Origin of the sequence: Flavobacterium solisilvae, assembly GCF_012911605.1 — a bacterium.
In the GTDB taxonomy this organism is placed as follows: domain Bacteria; phylum Bacteroidota; class Bacteroidia; order Flavobacteriales; family Flavobacteriaceae; genus Flavobacterium; species Flavobacterium solisilvae.
Genome location: NZ_JAAMPT010000209.1, coordinates 128,521 through 146,399, shown reverse-complemented (window position 1 = coordinate 146,399; position 17,879 = coordinate 128,521). Strand labels below are relative to the sequence as shown.

The 17,879-nt window shown below is 30.7% G+C and carries 20 protein-coding genes; 5 read left to right on the top strand and 15 right to left on the bottom strand.

Annotation, left to right across the window (positions count from 1 at the left end; all coding sequences use genetic code 11):
- The first annotated feature begins 42 nt into the window (after window positions 1-42).
- Window positions 43-2,094 (top strand): DUF349 domain-containing protein, encoded by a 2,052-nt coding sequence (locus G6042_RS13000; protein WP_169524876.1) that lies wholly within the window; start codon window positions 43-45, stop codon window positions 2,092-2,094.
- A gap of 170 nt (window positions 2,095-2,264) precedes the next feature.
- Here the strand turns inward: G6042_RS13000 and G6042_RS12995 are convergent, their stop codons facing one another.
- The 6 genes from G6042_RS12995 to G6042_RS12970 form a co-directional block, all read right to left on the bottom strand.
- Complete coding sequence (locus tag G6042_RS12995) at window positions 2,265-4,718, bottom strand: DUF7619 domain-containing protein (protein ID WP_169524875.1); 2,454 nt, start codon at window positions 4,716-4,718, stop codon at window positions 2,265-2,267.
- Between the two features lie 121 nt (window positions 4,719-4,839).
- Complete coding sequence (locus tag G6042_RS12990) at window positions 4,840-5,769, bottom strand: aspartate carbamoyltransferase catalytic subunit (RefSeq protein ID WP_169524874.1); 930 nt, start codon at window positions 5,767-5,769, stop codon at window positions 4,840-4,842.
- 74 nt (window positions 5,770-5,843) lie between these two features.
- Window positions 5,844-6,377 carry a bifunctional pyr operon transcriptional regulator/uracil phosphoribosyltransferase PyrR gene (pyrR, locus tag G6042_RS12985; protein WP_169524873.1) on the bottom strand — a complete coding sequence of 178 codons (534 nt, stop codon included), beginning with the start codon at window positions 6,375-6,377 and terminating at the stop codon, window positions 5,844-5,846.
- A 138-nt stretch (window positions 6,378-6,515) separates the two neighbouring features.
- A complete protein-coding gene (locus G6042_RS12980) occupies window positions 6,516-7,001 on the bottom strand; it encodes an Lrp/AsnC family transcriptional regulator (RefSeq protein ID WP_169524872.1) in 486 nt (161 codons plus the stop codon).
- Between the two features lie 75 nt (window positions 7,002-7,076).
- Complete coding sequence (locus G6042_RS12975; protein ID WP_169525102.1) at window positions 7,077-8,216, bottom strand: M14 family metallopeptidase; 1,140 nt, start codon at window positions 8,214-8,216, stop codon at window positions 7,077-7,079.
- Between the two features lie 18 nt (window positions 8,217-8,234).
- Window positions 8,235-8,798: a 1-acyl-sn-glycerol-3-phosphate acyltransferase gene (locus tag G6042_RS12970; protein WP_169524871.1), complete on the bottom strand. Its 564-nt coding sequence runs from the start codon at window positions 8,796-8,798 to the stop codon at window positions 8,235-8,237.
- A 60-nt stretch (window positions 8,799-8,858) separates the two neighbouring features.
- On the opposite strand from G6042_RS12970, the gene G6042_RS12965 reads away from it, so the two are divergent.
- Window positions 8,859-9,521: a spermidine synthase gene (locus tag G6042_RS12965; protein WP_169524870.1), complete on the top strand. Its 663-nt coding sequence runs from the start codon at window positions 8,859-8,861 to the stop codon at window positions 9,519-9,521.
- 150 nt (window positions 9,522-9,671) lie between these two features.
- Here the strand turns inward: G6042_RS12965 and G6042_RS12960 are convergent, their stop codons facing one another.
- From G6042_RS12960 to G6042_RS12930, 7 genes are all read right to left on the bottom strand, one after another.
- The gene (locus tag G6042_RS12960) at window positions 9,672-10,187 is read right to left on the bottom strand and encodes a hypothetical protein (RefSeq protein ID WP_169524869.1); all 516 of its coding nucleotides are present in this window, start codon (window positions 10,185-10,187) and stop codon (window positions 9,672-9,674) included.
- A 4-nt stretch (window positions 10,188-10,191) separates the two neighbouring features.
- The gene (locus G6042_RS12955) at window positions 10,192-10,479 is read right to left on the bottom strand and encodes a hypothetical protein (protein WP_169524868.1); all 288 of its coding nucleotides are present in this window, start codon (window positions 10,477-10,479) and stop codon (window positions 10,192-10,194) included.
- Window positions 10,480-10,553: 74 nt separating this feature from the next.
- Complete coding sequence (kdsB, locus tag G6042_RS12950; protein WP_169524867.1) at window positions 10,554-11,279, bottom strand: 3-deoxy-manno-octulosonate cytidylyltransferase; 726 nt, start codon at window positions 11,277-11,279, stop codon at window positions 10,554-10,556.
- A gap of 79 nt (window positions 11,280-11,358) precedes the next feature.
- Window positions 11,359-12,012, bottom strand: a complete 654-nt coding sequence (locus G6042_RS12945; protein ID WP_169524866.1) for a response regulator transcription factor — start codon at window positions 12,010-12,012, stop codon at window positions 11,359-11,361.
- 5 nt (window positions 12,013-12,017) lie between these two features.
- Window positions 12,018-12,776, bottom strand: coding sequence for a sensor histidine kinase (locus tag G6042_RS12940; protein WP_169524865.1), 759 nt, complete (start codon window positions 12,774-12,776; stop codon window positions 12,018-12,020).
- Window positions 12,769-13,008: a hypothetical protein gene (locus G6042_RS14205; RefSeq protein ID WP_211161688.1), complete on the bottom strand. Its 240-nt coding sequence runs from the start codon at window positions 13,006-13,008 to the stop codon at window positions 12,769-12,771. Before G6042_RS14205 ends, G6042_RS12940 begins: the two co-directional genes overlap by 8 nt.
- 425 nt (window positions 13,009-13,433) lie before the next feature.
- Window positions 13,434-14,012: a hypothetical protein gene (locus G6042_RS12930; RefSeq protein ID WP_169524863.1), complete on the bottom strand. Its 579-nt coding sequence runs from the start codon at window positions 14,010-14,012 to the stop codon at window positions 13,434-13,436.
- 266 nt (window positions 14,013-14,278) lie between these two features.
- Between G6042_RS12930 and G6042_RS12925 the strand changes: the two genes are divergently transcribed.
- Together G6042_RS12925 and G6042_RS12920 are read left to right on the top strand one after the other, a co-directional pair.
- A complete protein-coding gene (locus tag G6042_RS12925; protein ID WP_169524862.1) occupies window positions 14,279-14,506 on the top strand; it encodes a hypothetical protein in 228 nt (75 codons plus the stop codon).
- Window positions 14,507-14,722: 216 nt separating this feature from the next.
- Entirely contained in the window at window positions 14,723-16,270 is a 1,548-nt protein-coding gene (locus G6042_RS12920; protein WP_169524861.1) for a T9SS type A sorting domain-containing protein, read from the top strand.
- 7 nt (window positions 16,271-16,277) lie between these two features.
- Here G6042_RS12920 and G6042_RS12915 read toward each other — a convergent pair whose 3' ends face one another.
- Both G6042_RS12915 and G6042_RS12910 read right to left on the bottom strand, forming a co-directional pair.
- Entirely contained in the window at window positions 16,278-16,691 is a 414-nt protein-coding gene (locus G6042_RS12915; protein WP_169524860.1) for a DUF6691 family protein, read from the bottom strand.
- 3 nt (window positions 16,692-16,694) lie between these two features.
- Window positions 16,695-17,252, bottom strand: a complete 558-nt coding sequence (locus tag G6042_RS12910) for a YeeE/YedE family protein (protein WP_169524859.1) — start codon at window positions 17,250-17,252, stop codon at window positions 16,695-16,697.
- Between the two features lie 135 nt (window positions 17,253-17,387).
- Between G6042_RS12910 and G6042_RS12905 the strand changes: the two genes are divergently transcribed.
- Window positions 17,388-17,846, top strand: a complete 459-nt coding sequence (locus tag G6042_RS12905) for a 2-dehydro-3-deoxyphosphooctonate aldolase (RefSeq protein WP_169524858.1) — start codon at window positions 17,388-17,390, stop codon at window positions 17,844-17,846.
- Window positions 17,847-17,879 lie beyond the last annotated feature (33 nt).

Below are 17,879 nucleotides of genomic sequence, written 5' to 3'. Positions count from 1 at the left end.
TCGCCTTTAAATTTTGTGTAACCTTTTAATACATTTCAAAAAATGTTAGAAGAAAAGAATGATAACCTGCAAGAAGCAGATGGAAATTTGGCAAATAATCAAAATGATTTAGCTCCAACAGAAAATCAAGAAATTGCAATAGAAACTAGCGAAGAAGCTGTAGAAACTATTTCGGAAGAAGTTGAAATTCAGCAAGAAACAAGTACTGAAACTGTAGAAGAAACTACAGAAAATGTAATTGAACTTACTGATGAACAAGTAGCTGACGATACTTTAGTTATTGAAACCGGAAGCAATTCGGCAGTTGAAGCAATCGAAAGTGTAAATGCAGAAGAAAGCGAAGACGAAACTCTAAAAGAACGTCACGAAATTCCAATGCTTGATTATGAAACTTTATCAATGGAACAAATGATTTCCGAATTGGAAAATCTTGTAACGGTTGAAAAAGTAATGTCGGTTAAAGATCATGTTGAAGAATTAAAGAAATCTTTCTTGTCTAAATATCATCATTTTATTGATGAAAAGAAAGAAGAATTTCATGCTGAAAATCCAGAAACAACTGAAGATTTCCATTATCATTTTCCACTAAAAACAAAATTTGATCAATTATATTCTCAGTTTAGAGATAGAAAAAATGCGCATTTCAACAGCATTCAAAATTCATTGAAATCTAATCTTCAAAAAAGACTGGAAATTGTTGAAGAATTAAAGAATTTGGTTCATAGTCAAGAAAACATTTCTACAACGCTAAAACAATTTAACGATATTAGAGAACGTTGGAAAGTGGCTGGACCAATTCCAAAAGACAAATACAACCACGTTTGGAATAACTATCACTTTCATTTAGAGAATTTTTATGACATTCTGCATTTGGATAGAGAAATTCGCGATTTGGATTTCAAACACAATTTGGAACAAAAACAAAAAATCATTGCTCGTGTTGAAGAATTACTTCACGAGGAAGACATCAATAAATCGTTTAGAGAATTACAAAACTTACACCGAGTTTGGAAAGAAGACATCGGACCAGTTTCTCGTGAGCACCGTGAAGAAATTTGGAATAAATTCAGTGATTTAACCAAACAACTTCATGACAAACGCGAAGGTTATTATGAAAAATTCCGTGAAATTGAAGCAAACAATTTGGTTACCAAAAAAGATTTGATTGCTCAAATTGAGGTTTTGGCACAAGAAAAAGTAAATTCTCATAATGCTTGGTTGGCTCAAATTGAAAAAGTAGAAGCGTTAAGAGAAGCGTTTTTCAAAACAGGAAAAGTTCCAGCCGAGGTAAACGAAGAAACTTGGGCAGCATTTAAAACGGCTGTTAGAAATTTCAACGTTTTAAAGAATTCTTTCTACAAAGAAATTAAGAAAGACCAAAACGATAATCTTTCTAAAAAGCAAGCTTTAGTTGCCAAAGCACAAGAACTTAAAGATTCAACAGATTTTGCTGCAACAACACCGTTAATGAAGCAAATTCAAGAAGAATGGAAAACTATCGGACACGTTCCAAGAAAGTTTTCTGATACTTTGTGGACTGAATTTAGAGCAGCATGTAATGAATATTTCGAAAAACTAAAAGAGCAAAAATCAGAAGTTAACGAAGACGAAGCTGCTGCTTTTGAAAATAAAAAGAATTATCTTGAAACCTTGAGAAGTTTTGAACTTGTTGGTGATCACAAAACCGATTTAGATGCGATTAAAGCGCATATCGAAACATGGAAAGGTTTTGGAAAAGTTCCATTTCCTAAACGTCATATCGAAGGAAAATTCAATAAAATTCTTGATGTATTATTCGAAAAATTAAGCGCAAGTAAAAAAGACAACGAAATGGCTCGATTTGCTAATCGATTAGATAATTTAGCCAATTCTGATACGAGAAGACTTGACAATGAAAAAGTTTTCATCATGCGAAAAATTGACGAAGTACAACATGAAATCTTCCAATTGGAAAACAATATTCAGTTTTTTGCCAATGCAAAAGCAGATAATCCAATGGTAAAAGAAGTAATGAAAAACATCGAAAGACAAAAAGAAGAATTATCAACTTGGAAAGAAAAGCTAAAACAACTTAGAAATCTTAAAACAGAATAACAAACAAAAAAGCCTCAAAAATTTGAGGCTTTTTTATTGCTTCCTTTTCGTCTGTTCGAGTATTTTTTTGTTTAATGCAATGGAACAAAAAATGTATCGAGAACTAAAACCCGAAACTTCTCGATACAATTTTCCTTCGTTTCTCTCCAGAAAATCACTCGAAGTGACGTTTACTGCTTAATAAATTTACTTACTGCGTTTCCTTTGTCAGTGTAAACCTTTACAAAGTAACTTCCTGCGGTTAAATTAGAAACATCGATGTCTTTTAGATTATCTACATTGGTAATTGCAATCACTATTTGTCCCAAAGTATTGTAAACCGAAACCGACTTCACTCCTATTTCGTTCTTTATTTCGAAGTTTAGAACATCTTTTGCAGGATTTGGATAAAGTGTAAAATAAGTTCCAAAATCAAAGTCTTGATTACTTAAAGCAGCAACAGTTGTCGTAGCTGGATCAGTTATTATTGGGAAATTATAATCAAAATATATACTAGCTGAATTCGTAAACATATTTCCTAAAACCAACGTTGATTTTGTTTTGATTTTAAAGGCAACATAACCGTCATTGTTAGCATCATCAAACGGAAGATTAATATTCTCAAAAATGAATTCTACTTTGTTACCATTTATTCTGGTGTAAAAATCATGACTACCGCGTTGTGGAACCAAAGTAGTAATATCAAATTTTGTTGCATCAATTACATCAGCTACCACAATGTTTTCCGCTGGATATGTTCCTGTATTTTCAAAACGGATAACATAATGAACATATTGACCAACCATACTTGGCGTAATCGTTGCGCCTTCTAAACAGGTTTTATCATTTGGATCATACGAGTTAACAACCGTTTGGTTTAATGTAAACGTATTATCATTTGGTGTTTCATCAGTTGCGCCAACGATAGTTGCTGTATAATGTAAAACATCATCGCCATTAACCGCTGGAGTTTCCATTGGCGAATTGATATTGAATACCAAATCAATTTCTCTAGTTTCAAACGGATTAAGATTAGTATAATTCCAACTTAAACTGTTTGTTGCTGAATTATTATTAACAGGAATTACCGAAACCAAATCCATCACAGTATCATCAAAACTAAAACTCAACGAACCATTTGCCACTTGATTTCCTTTGTTTTTATAAATGATTTTATAGGTAGCATCAAAACCTGGACGTGCTACACTAACTGGAATAACTGTAACTTCCAAATCATTTTTTACACCATTTGCAGTAATACAAAAGTTTTGAGTATAAGGACTTGTTGCCGTTGGAAAACTAACCGTTACCGAATTTGGCGAAGCAGTAAAATAATTTGAATTTTCAAAAACAGGAGTAACTGTATGACTACCTGATTGAAAAGGGATGGAATAAGCACCAGTAGTATTTGCAATTAAAATCCCGTTGTTTGTTCCATCTGAAATAGCAAAACTTTGATTAGGCAAATTATTGTTATTATCATCATCACAACCGTTATTATAACTATCAAATCTTGTGTTTCCTTGTACAATATAATAGGTTCCTCCAGGCACAAAGGAACAATAAGTATTTACAAGACAAGTATTATTATATCCATATTGATTAATTATGTTTTGGATATAATCAACCATAGAATCACCAACACATATATAAGTCAAGCTAGGGTTGTTATAAAAATGTATTCCGAAAATAAACTCAAAAATGAAATTATAAGTAATTCCATTAATAAATAATGTAGTTAAATTATTATTACTACAATCTAACATCAATAAATTAGCAGAATCACTTAACAATAATTCACTTAAGTTTGAATTAGAACAATTTAAAGTCTGTAGTTGTGAGCAATTTGATAAATCAAGTGTTCCTTGTAATATGTTACCAGAGCAATCTAAATTAATTAGATTAATAAAATTATTAAAATTAATTGAAGGCAGTTGAGGATTATTACCACATGCTATATTTGTAAAATCCAAACCATCAATATTCAATGAGGTTAGCTGGTTGTTATAACATGCTAAACTATGAAGACTTGAAAATGCTGTGAGGTCTATATTTGACAAACTATTATATGAACAATTTAATATTTCTAAATTAACTAATGATGATAAATCAGGTAATTCTAACAATCCAATTCCAGATATATTGACATCTTTTAAATATGACAATCCAGAAAAGTTAATCAATCCTACTTGAGAATTAAAAGCACAATTTAATTTTTCAAGATTTGTTAACGTAGAAATATTTAGTGATGTGAGTTGATTATAATCACATACAAGTTCTTTCAAATGAATGAGGTTACTTATATTTAGTATTGTCAAAAAGTTAAAACTACACTTAAGACTTTCTAAATTCACAAAAGCTTCAATTCCAGTAAAATCACTTATATGTTCAATATTTGGCCCATAAGAACCATTCACATCAAGTTTTTTAATAAGTAACGCTTCACTAACTTGTATTTGTCCATCATTATTTATATCTACGGCAACATTATTATCATTAAAGTCAGTTGCAAAAGGTAATGATGTATTAGAATTTAATAATTTATGTTTAAAAGCTAAATCAGGAATATAAACTATATCGTTAGGATTTTGAGCATAAGCATACAATCCAAAAACTAAAAAGAATAAAAAGTAGAGTTTTTTCATAAAAATATTTGATTTTCAAATATATAAAAAATATTGCTTAACAAGTATAGATAATTGGTTTTATGAGATTCCTCCTTCGTCGGAATGACAAAAAAACTCAAAAAAAGATGATACAACGTGATTATTGTTTAATCTTTGAAGCTAAAAGATAAATTACTGCCATTCGAACGGCAACTCCGTTTTCTACTTGGTCTAATATCACCGATTGTTGCGAATCGGCAACATCAGAAGTGATTTCTACACCACGATTAATTGGTCCAGGATGCATGATTACAATTTCTTTATTCAGCGAATTGAGCAACGCTTTATCAACACCATATTGTTGTGCATATTCACGAGTTGACGGAAAATAATTCACATCCATTCGTTCGTTTTGCACTCGAAGCATATTAGCAACATCACACCATTCAAGTGCTTTTCTAAGATTAGGTTCAACAGTTACACCAAGACTTTCAATATATTTTGGAATTAGTGTTTTTGGTCCACAAACTTTTACTTCTGCGCCTTGCATTTGCAACGCATAAATATTAGAAAGTGCAACTCTAGAATGTAGAATATCACCAACAATCACTACTTTTTTTCCACCAACTTCGCCTAATTTTTCTCTGATTGAAAAACTATCTAGTAACGCTTGTGTTGGATGCTCGTGTGCGCCATCGCCAGCATTAACAATACTTGCGTTTACATTTTTTGACAAAAAATAAGCCGCACCAGGATTAGCATGTCGCATCACAACCATATCGACTTTCATCGAAAGTATATTGTTTACCGTATCGATTAACGTTTCTCCTTTTTTTACTGAGGATTGCGCCGCAGAAAAACTAATCACATCCGCAGAAAGACGTTTTTGAGCTAATTCAAATGATAATTTGGTTCGCGTACTATTTTCAAAAAAGATATTGGCAATAGTAATATCACGAAGTGAAGGCACTTTTTTGATTGGGCGATTAATCACTTCTTTAAAATGATCAGCCGTTTCAAAAATCAAATCGATGTCTTGTTTTTTGAGATATTTTATGCCTAATAAGTGGTTAACTGTTAATTCGGACATTTTAGTTGTGTTGTTGTATGTTGTATTATTTTATTTGAAACACTTCGACTGCGCTCAGTGTGAGATAATTTTCTTTAAATTAAATAAACCGCATCTTCGCCATCATTTTCGCTCCAGCAAACCTTTACTTTTTCATCTTCAATAGCATCAACTTGGCGACCGCGATAATCGGGTTGAATAGGCAAATGGCGACTAAATCGTCTATCAATTAGCACAAGAAGTTCCACTTCTGATGGTCGTCCAAAGGATTGAACCGCAGTCAAAGCAGCATTGATACTTCTTCCGGTGAAAAGAACATCGTCTATAAAAACGACTTTTTTATTTTCTACCAAAAAATCAATTTGGGTTTTATTGGCTTCTAATGGATTGGTATTTCTTCTAAAATCATCGCGAAAGAATGTAATATCCAAAAATCCTAACTGAATGTTACTGATTTTGTATTCATTTTCTAAAAGATGCTTAATTCTTTTGGCTAAAAAAGCGCCACGAGGTTGAATTCCTATTAAAACAGAATTTGAAAAATCGTTGTGGTTTTCGATTAACTGACAAGCCAAACGATGGAGTATGATATTGACTTCTTTGGAGGTGAGCAATATTTTATGACTCATAGTAGTGTTGTTTGGGATGTAAAAATAGTATTTTTTCTTGAGTGTATCAACTTCTCTACTCGATTAGTTTCATCTATTGTTTTAAACAAAAAAACCTCAAGCTTTCACTTGAGGTTTTGATATATAAATTGAAAAAGATTAGTCTTCTAATTCGCGGAAAATGGTGTGCATTAAACGTTTTTTATCGTTAATACTTTCTTCCAAAGAAATCATAGTTTCTGTTCTGTAAACTCCATCAATATCATCAATCATGTAGATAACATCTTTAGCATGTTTTGTATCTTTTGCTCTAATTTTACAAAAAATATTGAATTTCCCTGTTGTTACATGAGCAACCGTTACAAATGGAATTTCGTTAATTCTTTCTAAAACAAATTTAGTTTGAGAAGTGTTATTTAAAAACACACCAACATAAGCAATAAATGAATATCCTAGTTTTTCGTAATCAAGCGAAAGCGATGAACCCATAATAATACCTTGGTCTTCCATCTTTTTAACTCTAACGTGAACTGTTCCAGCAGAAATTAAAAGTTTTTTTGCAATATCAGTAAAAGGAATTCTAGTATTGTCAATCAACATGTCTAAAATTTGTAAATCAACTTCATCTAATTTAAACTTACTCATTTTTAAGGTATTTATTATTTATCAAATTTAAAAATCGGAAAATACATTTTCAACATCAATAAAAAGAAATCTATGCTAAATCATTAATCCATTAACAAATCTAATGCTTTTTTCTAAATAAAAATCAGCTTTCTGACCAATTATCGGAATATTTTTAACATTATCGTGATACAATTTGTTTTTTGCATCAAACTCAATGTGTCCAAAATGTTTTTCTAAATCATCAATCTGAACAATATAAGCTTCGAATAAAATTTTCCCTTCGCTTAGAACTTCTTTATATTGAGCTGCAAAATTGATGCTTTTTTCTAAATTATCATAATTTATTTTGACATTTTTATAAACAAAGTCATAAAAAACGACTTTATTTTGCGGAATATGCAAATATTTTTGGATTTTATTAAGAACTATATCGTTTTCGTTGATATATTTAATTCCAGAAAGTAATGCGATAAAAATAAATTTTCGTGAGAATTCCCTATCGTAATCGCCTTGAAAATGTCCAGCTTCAAATAAAATTGTTGGAACATTCATCGATTGAAAGGTATCGCCTATACAATTTATATTAAATGAATCGTCAAAGCGTCCAACCTGATTTGGAATAAATTGTTGCAAAGTTTCGTTCATTGCCACAATTACTTCAATGGCTTTGCTCCTAACTTCGTTAATTTCTCGTTCGTCATTATAAGCTGGTGCTAAAAATGAAACGGTTGCTGGTTTTCCTGTTTCGCCTGCGCCAAAAATAGTTCGTTGATCGTGAAGATTATAACAAAAATCGGGTTTAAAATCATTAAAAACTTCTCGAAGAAGAACGCTTTCGGGTTGAGAAAGGTTTTGTGCATCGCGATTTAAATCTACTTTATTGGCGTTTTCACGAGTGTAAAGTTCGGCACCATCGGGATTTAGCATTGGCAACAAACAAAAAGTAAAATTGTTTAAAATAGTATTACTTTCGGTTGTATTACTGTGCAAAAAATTGATGAAATCAAATAACGCTTTGGTTGTAGTACTTTCGTTTCCATGCATTTGTGACCACATGAAAATCTTAGTTTTACCCGTTCCAAATTCAAGTTTATAAATAGGTTTTCCTAAAACTGATTTTCCAATAACTTGATAAGGATACTTAAAAATTAAATCTTCAATATGCTTTAGCGTTATGTATCGACCAAAAAGTTTTTCCTCTTTATTTGCTTGATAAATGGTTTCGTAGTTCATGTTCATAGTAAGAGAAATTTAAAGGATAGTTTCAAAATCAAACTGTCTTTCAGGAAATCTTCCTTTTACACCTTTATAATGTTGTAAAAAAACAGTCATATCTGCATTATAATCACCTGTTGTATAGAATGGTAAACCAATTTTCACTTCTTTTTTTGCGTAATCAAAAGCAACTGGAATTATGGGAACATTGGCTTTGTGAGCAATGAAATAAAAACCCGTTCGAAGTTCGGTTACTTTTTTTCGAGTTCCTTCGGGAGCAATTCCCATTCTGAAAATTTCTCTAGAATTAAAAACATCAACCGTAGCATCAACGTTATTTTTTCCGCCACTTCTATCGAGTGCTGCGCCGCCAATACTTCTAAAATAATAGCCAAACGGAAACACGAATAATTCCTTTTTGCCCACAAAATTCATTTGCTGATTAACAATTCCGCGCGTAAACAAACCTATAAAAAAATCGAAATTACAAGTATGTGGCATAACAGCAATGACGCATTTCTTGATATTTTCATCAAAAGTCCCAACGATTTTCCATCCCATTAGCCGGAAAAAAATAAATTGATACAATCGTTTTTTCATGGTATTTATTTTTCGTAAAATTACTATTTATGAATTATATTTGAGAAAATTATTTCACCAATGATTAGGCGATTTTTTAGCTATTTTATTCCGATAAACATTTACAAGAAAAACTCTTCGGTTAGTAAAACCCTTGAAGTTACTTGGAATAATGGCGAATTGGTTTTGGATAGTAAAAACACTAATTATTCGTATGGAAGTTTGCAACGGATTTTACGCAAAGGACTGAAATACATTGGCTTTGAACGTATTAAAAACTTTGAAACGGTTTTAGTTCTTGGTGTTGCCGGCGGAAGCGTTATCAAAACTTTGGTCGATGAAATTAAGTTTAAAGGCAAAATTATTGGCGTAGAAATAGACGAAAACATTGTAGAAATTGCCAATAATTACTTTAATATTGACAAAATTCCAAATTGTGAAATTATTATTGACGATGCTTTTGAATATATTCTAAAAACAAAAAACACCTACGATTTAATTATCATCGATATTTTTCAAGATACAACGATGCCTAATTTTTTGTTTCAGGATTTTTTTATTCAGCGAATTAACGATTTGGTCAATGTGAATGGGTTTATTTTATTCAACACCATGGTCATTTCTAAAGCTGATGAAGAACGGAATTTGAAATACAAATCAAAATTTGGCGGAAATTATTCCCTTAGAATGTATCCAAAAGTAGAAGTTCACAATGAATTGTTTACGATTAAAAAGCTACAATAGTTGCGAGTTTCGGGTTGAAAGTTGAAGGTTTTTCGAAGTGAAATTGAAAACCTTTGTAAAAGTTTAAAGCTTTGACAAAGGTTTGGTTGATTAATATTTTTTTTGGTACGAGCAAGATGCTCGCACTAGCTGGATAAATAAGTTTTTTTTTTAGAAATCGTATTCGGATTGTTTAATTAAATCTTGAATTACGTCTTTTTGTGTACTACCACTTTTTAATAATTCCATCATTTTTTCCGCAGTTTTTTGTATTTCTTTTGTCTCGGAGCCATAACTTGCTGTTAAATATCTATTTAAATAAAAATCAATGTAATAAAATTGTTTTTTCTTTATATCATAAAAAGCATAGTTTCCTTCTCCATTTACTGCAACAACATACTTCTCAGTTTTCTTTGTTATTGTGTAATTATTCATAGTTTTTTCTATTGGATTTTTGGATGTTGAAAATTTAATTTCTTTATTATCAAAAATAACAGTCAAAACATATTCTCTTTCAGTTACAGTAACTCCAAATTTTTGACTACAACTAATTTCAGCGGAACATTTTATTTCTTCTTTTTTAGCAATACTACTTATTGTCTTTGTTTTTTGAGATTTTGCTTTATTTTGAGAAAATGAAATAGATGATAAAGTCAAAAGTAAAAATGTTAGTATTAAATTTTTCATATTATTAATCGTTTAAAATAAATTTTTGAATTAATTCTGTTATTGTTGGTTTCAGATATTCTATCAAGTCATCTTTTTCTTTCTCATCTTTGAATTCAACATTATTTTTTACTAAAATTTCATTCAATAAATCTACAATTTTTTTACTAAAATTATCAGCTTTTCCAATGTGCTCAGACATTGCTTTAATTTTTTCCAAACCTGAAGAATTCCCACCGATTTTATTTTCAGGTCGATTTAATAATTTCTGAACTTCTGATATTAGCTCACTCTTAATATTCTCACTATTCATATTTTCCAGCTTTTTATATAAATTTTCATTTAACACCAAATATCCGCAACTCGTTTCACTTTTATGATATAAATCTATAGCATCTTCCTCGCTTTTTCTAAATCTTCAGGTGTGTCGATACCGATACCAACATGAGTGGTTTCAACCATTTTGATGCGTTTTCCAAATTCTAAATAGCGGAGTTGTTCTAGTTTTTCAGATGCTTCGAGTGATTTCATCGGCAAATGATAAAAAGCAAGTAAAGCTTCTTTTCTGAATGCATAAATTCCGATGTGTTTCATGTAGCGAACGCCAACGTTTTTTTCTCTTGGATAAGGAATTACCGAACGTGAAAAATACAAAGCAAAGCCACTTTGGTCAGTAACTACTTTTACATTATTAGGATTATTGATGTCTTCTTCATCAGTAATTTCAACCATCAGCGAAGCTAAATCTACTTTTTTATCAAAATCATTCCTAAAAACATCCAACACTTTTGCTAAAGGTTCAGCATTTATAAATGGTTCGTCGCCTTGAACGTTTACCACAATATCAACGTCAAGATTTTCAACGGCTTCGGCTATTCTATCGCTTCCGCTTTCGTGTTCTTTAACGCTCATTATGGCTTTTCCTCCGTTGCTAATGATTTCGTCATAAATCAAAATGCTATCGGTTACTACAAAAACATCGTCAAATAATCGTGTGTTTACTGCAGCTTGATAGGTTCTGGAAATAACTGTTTTTCCTCCTAAATCTTGCATTAGTTTAGCAGGAAATCGTGTTGAAGCATATCGAGCTGGAATTACGGCAATGATTTTCATAAAATGGTAGCTTTTTTTAAATGGCTAAAATAATGAGTTTTGAATAAAAATGCAGTGTTATTTTTGACGAAAAACTTTGCTACAAAAATGGTCTGGTTAATTTGAAATTATAACTAAACAGCACTAACCCTACTTTTGATTTAATATTATAGCGTTCAAAAAGCGCCAATCTAAGCAATTCAACCGATCTAATATTGATGTTCATGTAACTTGCAATTTGGTCATAAGTTGGCTCGCGTTCATCACATACATAAGTGAGAAACTCTAGTTCGCGTTCTGACAAAATAGGAATTTCAGTAATTTTATTGGGTTTTGGTACAAAGTTTTTTATTCGTTTTAAAATATCTACAACATTAGTATAACCAACTGTTTTAATGTTATCTATGGCAAATTTCAACTCGTTTGCCGAGCAGTTTTTGTGCAAAAAACCTCTTGCGCCATGATGATACGCTAAATCGATAATATCTTCGCCAAAATGCTGTGTTAACAACATTACTTTGTATTCTTCTTGACGACTTTCTAATTCTTTTAATACTTGTATTCCGTTTTTATTAGGCATTGAATAATCGAGAATATAAATATCAGGATTGGGATGTAAAGGTAAAGCATCGAGAAAGTCATCGCCATTATCAAACTCATGAATAACCTGATAATCGCTAATTTTTTCTAACAATTGTTTTAATCCTTGGCGTACAATAACATGGTCATCAATAATGCAGATAGTGGTATTCATTGGCTTTACTTTTCAAATAATGATACTGTTGTTCCTTTTCCTTCGGTTGTTTCAAATGCTATTTTGTAGTCTATTAGCTTTGCTCTTTCTTTCATATTTTGTAAACCAAGTGAAGCTTTGTTTTTATTAAGTTCAAATCCTTTTCCGTTGTCAGAAATAATCATTGAAAAACAAGGCGAAGAAGCAATAGTAATATTTATAACATTTGCTTTAGCATGCTTAAAAATGTTATTTAAAATTTCCTGAAATATACGATAAATTACGATTTTTTCATTTCCGGTAAACTCTTTTTGTTTGTTGGTATCAATATTTGTGTTGATGGTTATTCGACTATTTTTTTGAACTCTTTCAATTTCAGAAGTTATTGCTTTAATCAAATCTTGTTGCATCAATAATTGATGGTTTAAGGAATGGCTAATGCTTCTGATGGATTGAGACAACTGTCCGAGTGATTCTGATAACGGTTGAAGTTGCTCTACTATTTGAGGTTGATCAATTTTTAAATTTTCTAGTTGAAAGTTAATATAGGTTAGCTGTTGTCCTGCATCGTCGTGTAAATCCTGAGAAATATTGTGTAAAACTTGCTCTTGGGTTTCTACAACCGTTGCCGTTAATGATTTTTGAAAATCGATATCTTTTTGATAAATAAGCTGTGTGTATTTTTTAATTTTAGTAAAATAAACTCTAATAAGTATAACACAAAAGAAAAGCGTCATGCTTATCAATATAAAACCAATTATAATTCCAAAAATGATGTTATCCATGTTTTAAATGTATTTTTTCGCGATAGATATAGATGTTTATCAATGAGTAATAAACCAAACACGCCAAATTAACAAAAAGTTCATAAAGAGTTACATTCCAAAACATTTCAGCTCTAACAATTTCAACTTTAGCAAAACTTAAAATTAAACTCAATCCAAGCATGAACATTAAGGGAGCAAAAATTAACAAATAGGTATCGTTTATAAAAAACTCTACCGATTCAGCTTTCATCTGTCTATAATTTTCTTTAATAAAAAACAAAGTATAAAGTATTGAACCTAAAACAAATGAATAAAAATTATACTTACCCGAAACAATGACAAAACAAAAATTAACGATAGAAAAGAATATAAAGAAATAGCTTAGGTATAGTAATAATTTCTTTTTGGTTACATAATCTATGAGAATAAACAACCAAAATGTATGAAACATAAAAGTACTGACTATATGTGCATAGGTAATTTTTAAATTATAGCTATACAATAAAATATAAGAAATCTCTGAAAATAAGCCCGAAAATAGTATAATCAACAAATAAATGTTAACCTTTTTTTTGGGGTTTAACCAAAATAAAGCATGTATAAAGGTCAACAAAACCATTACATTAATTGGATTAATATACCTCACAAAAGAACTCATGCTTCTATTTGAAATTACTATATTGGATTACCTGAAGCATCATAATAGTTTATAATATTATTACTTTCATCTTTAGTGATTACTAACAAAACCTGTGTACTATTTATCATTCCAGTCCTAAACTCTATTGTACTATCATCTGTTAAATTATCATACTCTGCGATGGCATTTATAAAAGGAATAGAATACGTTGGAACTGTTGGTTCAAAGCTTGGCACAAGTTTAATAGCTATAACATCGGAACTTCCATTAAAATCAAAACCTAAATAGGCATTATAGAAATTCAATCCAACAAACTTTCGTATTGTTTTCCATTTTCTACTATAAGCAACCGTGTGTTGACTTTGTATTTTTTTACTATCAATTTTATGGATATTAATTATACCTTCACTTAGTGAATCTTTACAAACAATTTCTCCATATTCTGTTAACCACTCAACCTGTTCAGCTACAGTTGTTAATCTACTGTAATCTGATAAACCAATGCATATTGAATCGCCTTGAGTTTTCATCAAAGATTCAGTCTCTGGTTTTTGTTTTTTTTGGCAACTCACCATCAATGATAGTACAATTGCAATTAGGGCAAATTTTCTCATAATTAATAGTTTTAAAGTTTTGTTTCTGAATGACATACAAATATGAGATTATTTAATCATATAACAATTGAGGAAAAGCATAATTTTTATGTGGGAATCCACATTGATAAAAAACAACTATAATTAATTGATTTTTAATAAATTAAAATTAAAATATAAGATATTACACCATGTGGAAAAAAGCGTAAAAATCATGTGGATTCCCACAACAAATTTTAAAAACTAGTATTTATTTTTGGAGAAACGTTAACTAACAACTTAAGATTATGAAATGGAATAATATCTCAAAAAAATTTAATGAAGATTATGACATTCAACTAATGCGTGGTATTTGCAGTAATAGTAGAAAAACAGCTATAGAAACTATTTCGGATGAATTTCCAGAAATCCCTAGAATTAGAATTGCAGCTACAGTTGATAGATGTCTTTTAAGAAATGAACAACCTGTTGCAACTACTGTGTTTTTAACATTCATTCAATCCATATTAAAATAAGAGTAAAGTTATTAATCAATTGAAAATTTCAACACAACCACAGAACAAATAGTTTAAAGCAATTTTCCAAAAGTAAATTTAGTAGTTTATAATTTTTGGATTTTGGTTGGTAACTCCGAATATCACTTATTCGGAGTTTTTTTTTGAAAAAATATAATTCTTTGTCACGCAACTAGTTCAATCAATTTGTATCTTTATTGTAGTAATTCAAAAGCAATGAAAAAAAACTACTTTTTTATAGTATTTCTATTTACTCAAACGATACTTTTTGCACAAAATTTTTCTTGGTTGCAAGTTCCAGCTATCAATTTGACTGTAAACCCAAGCATGATTAGTTATCCATCGGCGACAGACAATCAAGGAAATACTTTTGTTTGTGGATATAAAGACTCGCCTTTTTTATATAATAGAGTTCAAAGCAATTTGCTTTTATCAAAATACAACTCAAGTGGTACATTGTTATTTTCCAAAACACTTACTGGCGATTTACATGCTCATAAACTTATAACCGATTCTACTGGAAATGTATATTTGGCTTTAAATTTTCTAACAAATATTAGTATTGAGAATTTCAATTTAGAGAGTGAACTTTTTGTAGAAAACCCACTTTTAATCAAGTTCAATGCTAATGGCGATTTTATTTGGCATAAAACATTACCCGGAGAATTTACTAATCATTTTGCCGCTATGGCTATTGATACTAATCAAAATTTATACATTGGTTACGACGATTATAATAATTCCCATATTGAAAAAATTGATAAAAATACAGGCGAAACACTTCAATCTATCGAACAAAATGGTGTTAAACTTATCAGTTCAGTTAGTATTGATAATGAAGGTAATATTTATGCTGCAGGTTCATGTGCAGAAATAAATGCTACTTTTAACGGAACTGCTTTGCCTGCGCCACATTTATACAATGTTTATGTCACAAAATACAATACAATTGGACAAATGCAATGGACAAAATACATTGAAGATATTACCTGTCCAAGTCCAATAGTTAAAGCCCGAACTCCAAACGAAGTTTATTTTAGCTCGGAACTTTTTGACAGTTTCCCTTTTGATGCTATAATTCCCGAAGGTCCAACAAGCGGTTATTCTGATTTCTTTTTAGCAAAATTAAATCAAACCGGAAATTTTATTTGGGTAAAAGAAGTTCCAGGAATGGGTTCGGTTACACCAGGGATGACTAATTCTTTAGAAATTGATAACGACGGAAATATTTTTTTTGGTGGAAATACTAGACATACTGTTCAATGGAATGAAACGATTTCAACAACTGCCAATGGATTTAGCAATGATATTTTAGTTTTAAAATACAATACGTCTGGAAATCTTATTTGGGCAAAAACCGCTGGAGGAAATTCTGAAGATCAATTGCACAGTATTAGTTTATTGCCTGACGGAAACCTTGTTATCACTGGAATTGCTCATGAAAACACAACTTTTGAACCTTTAAATTATAATCCTACTAATTCTAATCATTATCCTTTTGTTGCTCGATTAAATCAAACCACTTTAGATTTACCTGAAAACGAAATCAAACCTTTGGTTATCTATCCAAATCCAGCAAAAGAAACGATTATCGTTCAATCCAACCGGATAAATGGCGTTGCAACATTGCATAATCCGTTGGGACAACTACTGAAAACAGTTGCAATAACTTCAAATGAAACCACATTTGACATTAGCAAATTATCAAAAGGAACTTATTTTTTCAAATTAAATTCCGATGTAATCAAGATTATAAAAGAGTAATTATTGATTAATGAGGCAATTTATCTTTGAAAACACCATAAAGAAATGTTCCAAAAATTGCTCCTATCAAAATCAATCCAACACTCATAAATCCTGCGCCAAGAAGTATAAAAATTGGCCCTGGACAAGCGCCAACCAAAGCCCAACCCAAACCAAAAAGTGTTCCGCCAATCCAGTAGCGAGCGTTTCCTTTTTCTTTGTCTTGAATGTAAATAGGATTTCCGTCGATGTCTTTTAGATTTTTTCTTTTAATGATTTGAATACCAATAACTCCTGTAAAAATAGCAACTCCAATAATTCCAAACATGTGAAACGATTGAAAATGAAACATTTCATAAATTCGGTACCAAGAAACGGCTTCAGCTTTCGTTAAAACAATACCAAAGAAAAAACCAACCAATAAATATTTTAATAATTTCATAGCTTAAAAAAGTAAGGGTAAAACAAAATGTGACATGATTAATCCGCCAATAAAAAATCCGATAACGGCTTTTAACGATGGTAATTGAAAATTACTCAATCCCGAAATGGCGTGACCAGATGTGCATCCGCCAGCATAACGCGAACCAAAACCAATTAAAATTCCGCCAATTATTAAAATAGCAATCATTTTTGGCGACTGCAAAGCATCGGAACCAAAAAGAAAATCAGGAAGCAACTTTCCGTTTGGAGCATCAAAACCTAAACTTTGTAATTGTGAAATCGTTTCTGGATTAATAGCAACATTAGAACTATCGCTTAAAAAATGAACGGCAACATATCCGCCAATCATTGCACCAAGAACTACGACTAAATTCCATCGCTGTGATTTCCAATCCCAATCAAAAAAAGAAACCTTCTTCCCTATTCCAGTCATTGAACAAAGCGAACGAAGATTAGAAGACATTCCAAAAGTTTTTCCAAAATAAGTTAGCAACAACATTACAAAACCTATCAAAAAACCCGAAATAGCCCAATGCCACGTTTGTGTAAAAATTTCCATAAATACATATTTTCTACAAAAATAGAGATTCATTTAAAGTTCTGTTGACATATTTATATAATTTTATAGTTTCAAAACATTCTTATTTTATATTAGCACGATAATTGTGATACAAAAACAAAACATTTTCTATTTATGAAAAACATCATCAAATACGTTTCAATTCTTTGCATAACACTAAGCGTAAGTTCTTGTATTAGCACAAAATCAACCATCAAAAACATTGATGATAATGCGCCTAATTTAACGTTGACAAAAAGCAATACCTTTGTAATTACTGATTACAGTCAAGATCCAAAATATGGTTATGATGCTGATTATCCAGTAAATGTTTTCTACAAAAACTCCAAAGGAGAAGACATTAATGCACATCGATTTTTAAATGCATTAGCTGGTCCAAAAGGCGAAAAAATTACTTTTAACAAACTAGAAAGCTGTTGTCCCTTTCCAAGCAAAAGAACCGAAATGGGCGCAGGTTTTCTTGATGTGTATGAAATTACTTGGGAAGGACAATCAAAACCTATCAAACTATATATCAACATTTATGAAAAAGGATATTTGTTTGTTCCAGTTGGATTATCCTTAAAAAAATAGCCTCATTTCGATAAAATATTCTTAAATTAGCGC

What these genes read in the sequence shown, in the direction of transcription:
- G6042_RS13000 (WP_169524876.1), top strand. Translation starts at nt 43, where the DNA reads ATGTTAGAAGAAAAGAATGATAACCTGCAAGAAGCAGATGGAAATTTG.
- G6042_RS12995 (WP_169524875.1), bottom strand. Translation starts at nt 4,718, where the DNA reads ATGAAAAAACTCTACTTTTTATTCTTTTTAGTTTTTGGATTGTATGCT.
- G6042_RS12990 (WP_169524874.1), bottom strand. Translation starts at nt 5,769, where the DNA reads ATGTCCGAATTAACAGTTAACCACTTATTAGGCATAAAATATCTCAAA.
- pyrR (WP_169524873.1), bottom strand. Translation starts at nt 6,377, where the DNA reads ATGAGTCATAAAATATTGCTCACCTCCAAAGAAGTCAATATCATACTC.
- G6042_RS12980 (WP_169524872.1), bottom strand. Translation starts at nt 7,001, where the DNA reads ATGAGTAAGTTTAAATTAGATGAAGTTGATTTACAAATTTTAGACATG.
- G6042_RS12975 (WP_169525102.1), bottom strand. Translation starts at nt 8,216, where the DNA reads ATGAACTACGAAACCATTTATCAAGCAAATAAAGAGGAAAAACTTTTT.
- G6042_RS12970 (WP_169524871.1), bottom strand. Translation starts at nt 8,798, where the DNA reads ATGAAAAAACGATTGTATCAATTTATTTTTTTCCGGCTAATGGGATGG.
- G6042_RS12965 (WP_169524870.1), top strand. Translation starts at nt 8,859, where the DNA reads ATGATTAGGCGATTTTTTAGCTATTTTATTCCGATAAACATTTACAAG.
- G6042_RS12960 (WP_169524869.1), bottom strand. Translation starts at nt 10,187, where the DNA reads ATGAAAAATTTAATACTAACATTTTTACTTTTGACTTTATCATCTATT.
- G6042_RS12955 (WP_169524868.1), bottom strand. Translation starts at nt 10,479, where the DNA reads ATGAATAGTGAGAATATTAAGAGTGAGCTAATATCAGAAGTTCAGAAA.
- kdsB (WP_169524867.1), bottom strand. Translation starts at nt 11,279, where the DNA reads ATGAAAATCATTGCCGTAATTCCAGCTCGATATGCTTCAACACGATTT.
- G6042_RS12945 (WP_169524866.1), bottom strand. Translation starts at nt 12,012, where the DNA reads ATGAATACCACTATCTGCATTATTGATGACCATGTTATTGTACGCCAA.
- G6042_RS12940 (WP_169524865.1), bottom strand. Translation starts at nt 12,776, where the DNA reads ATGGATAACATCATTTTTGGAATTATAATTGGTTTTATATTGATAAGC.
- G6042_RS14205 (WP_211161688.1), bottom strand. Translation starts at nt 13,008, where the DNA reads ATGAAAGCTGAATCGGTAGAGTTTTTTATAAACGATACCTATTTGTTA.
- G6042_RS12930 (WP_169524863.1), bottom strand. Translation starts at nt 14,012, where the DNA reads ATGAGAAAATTTGCCCTAATTGCAATTGTACTATCATTGATGGTGAGT.
- G6042_RS12925 (WP_169524862.1), top strand. Translation starts at nt 14,279, where the DNA reads ATGAAATGGAATAATATCTCAAAAAAATTTAATGAAGATTATGACATT.
- G6042_RS12920 (WP_169524861.1), top strand. Translation starts at nt 14,723, where the DNA reads ATGAAAAAAAACTACTTTTTTATAGTATTTCTATTTACTCAAACGATA.
- G6042_RS12915 (WP_169524860.1), bottom strand. Translation starts at nt 16,691, where the DNA reads ATGAAATTATTAAAATATTTATTGGTTGGTTTTTTCTTTGGTATTGTT.
- G6042_RS12910 (WP_169524859.1), bottom strand. Translation starts at nt 17,252, where the DNA reads ATGGAAATTTTTACACAAACGTGGCATTGGGCTATTTCGGGTTTTTTG.
- G6042_RS12905 (WP_169524858.1), top strand. Translation starts at nt 17,388, where the DNA reads ATGAAAAACATCATCAAATACGTTTCAATTCTTTGCATAACACTAAGC.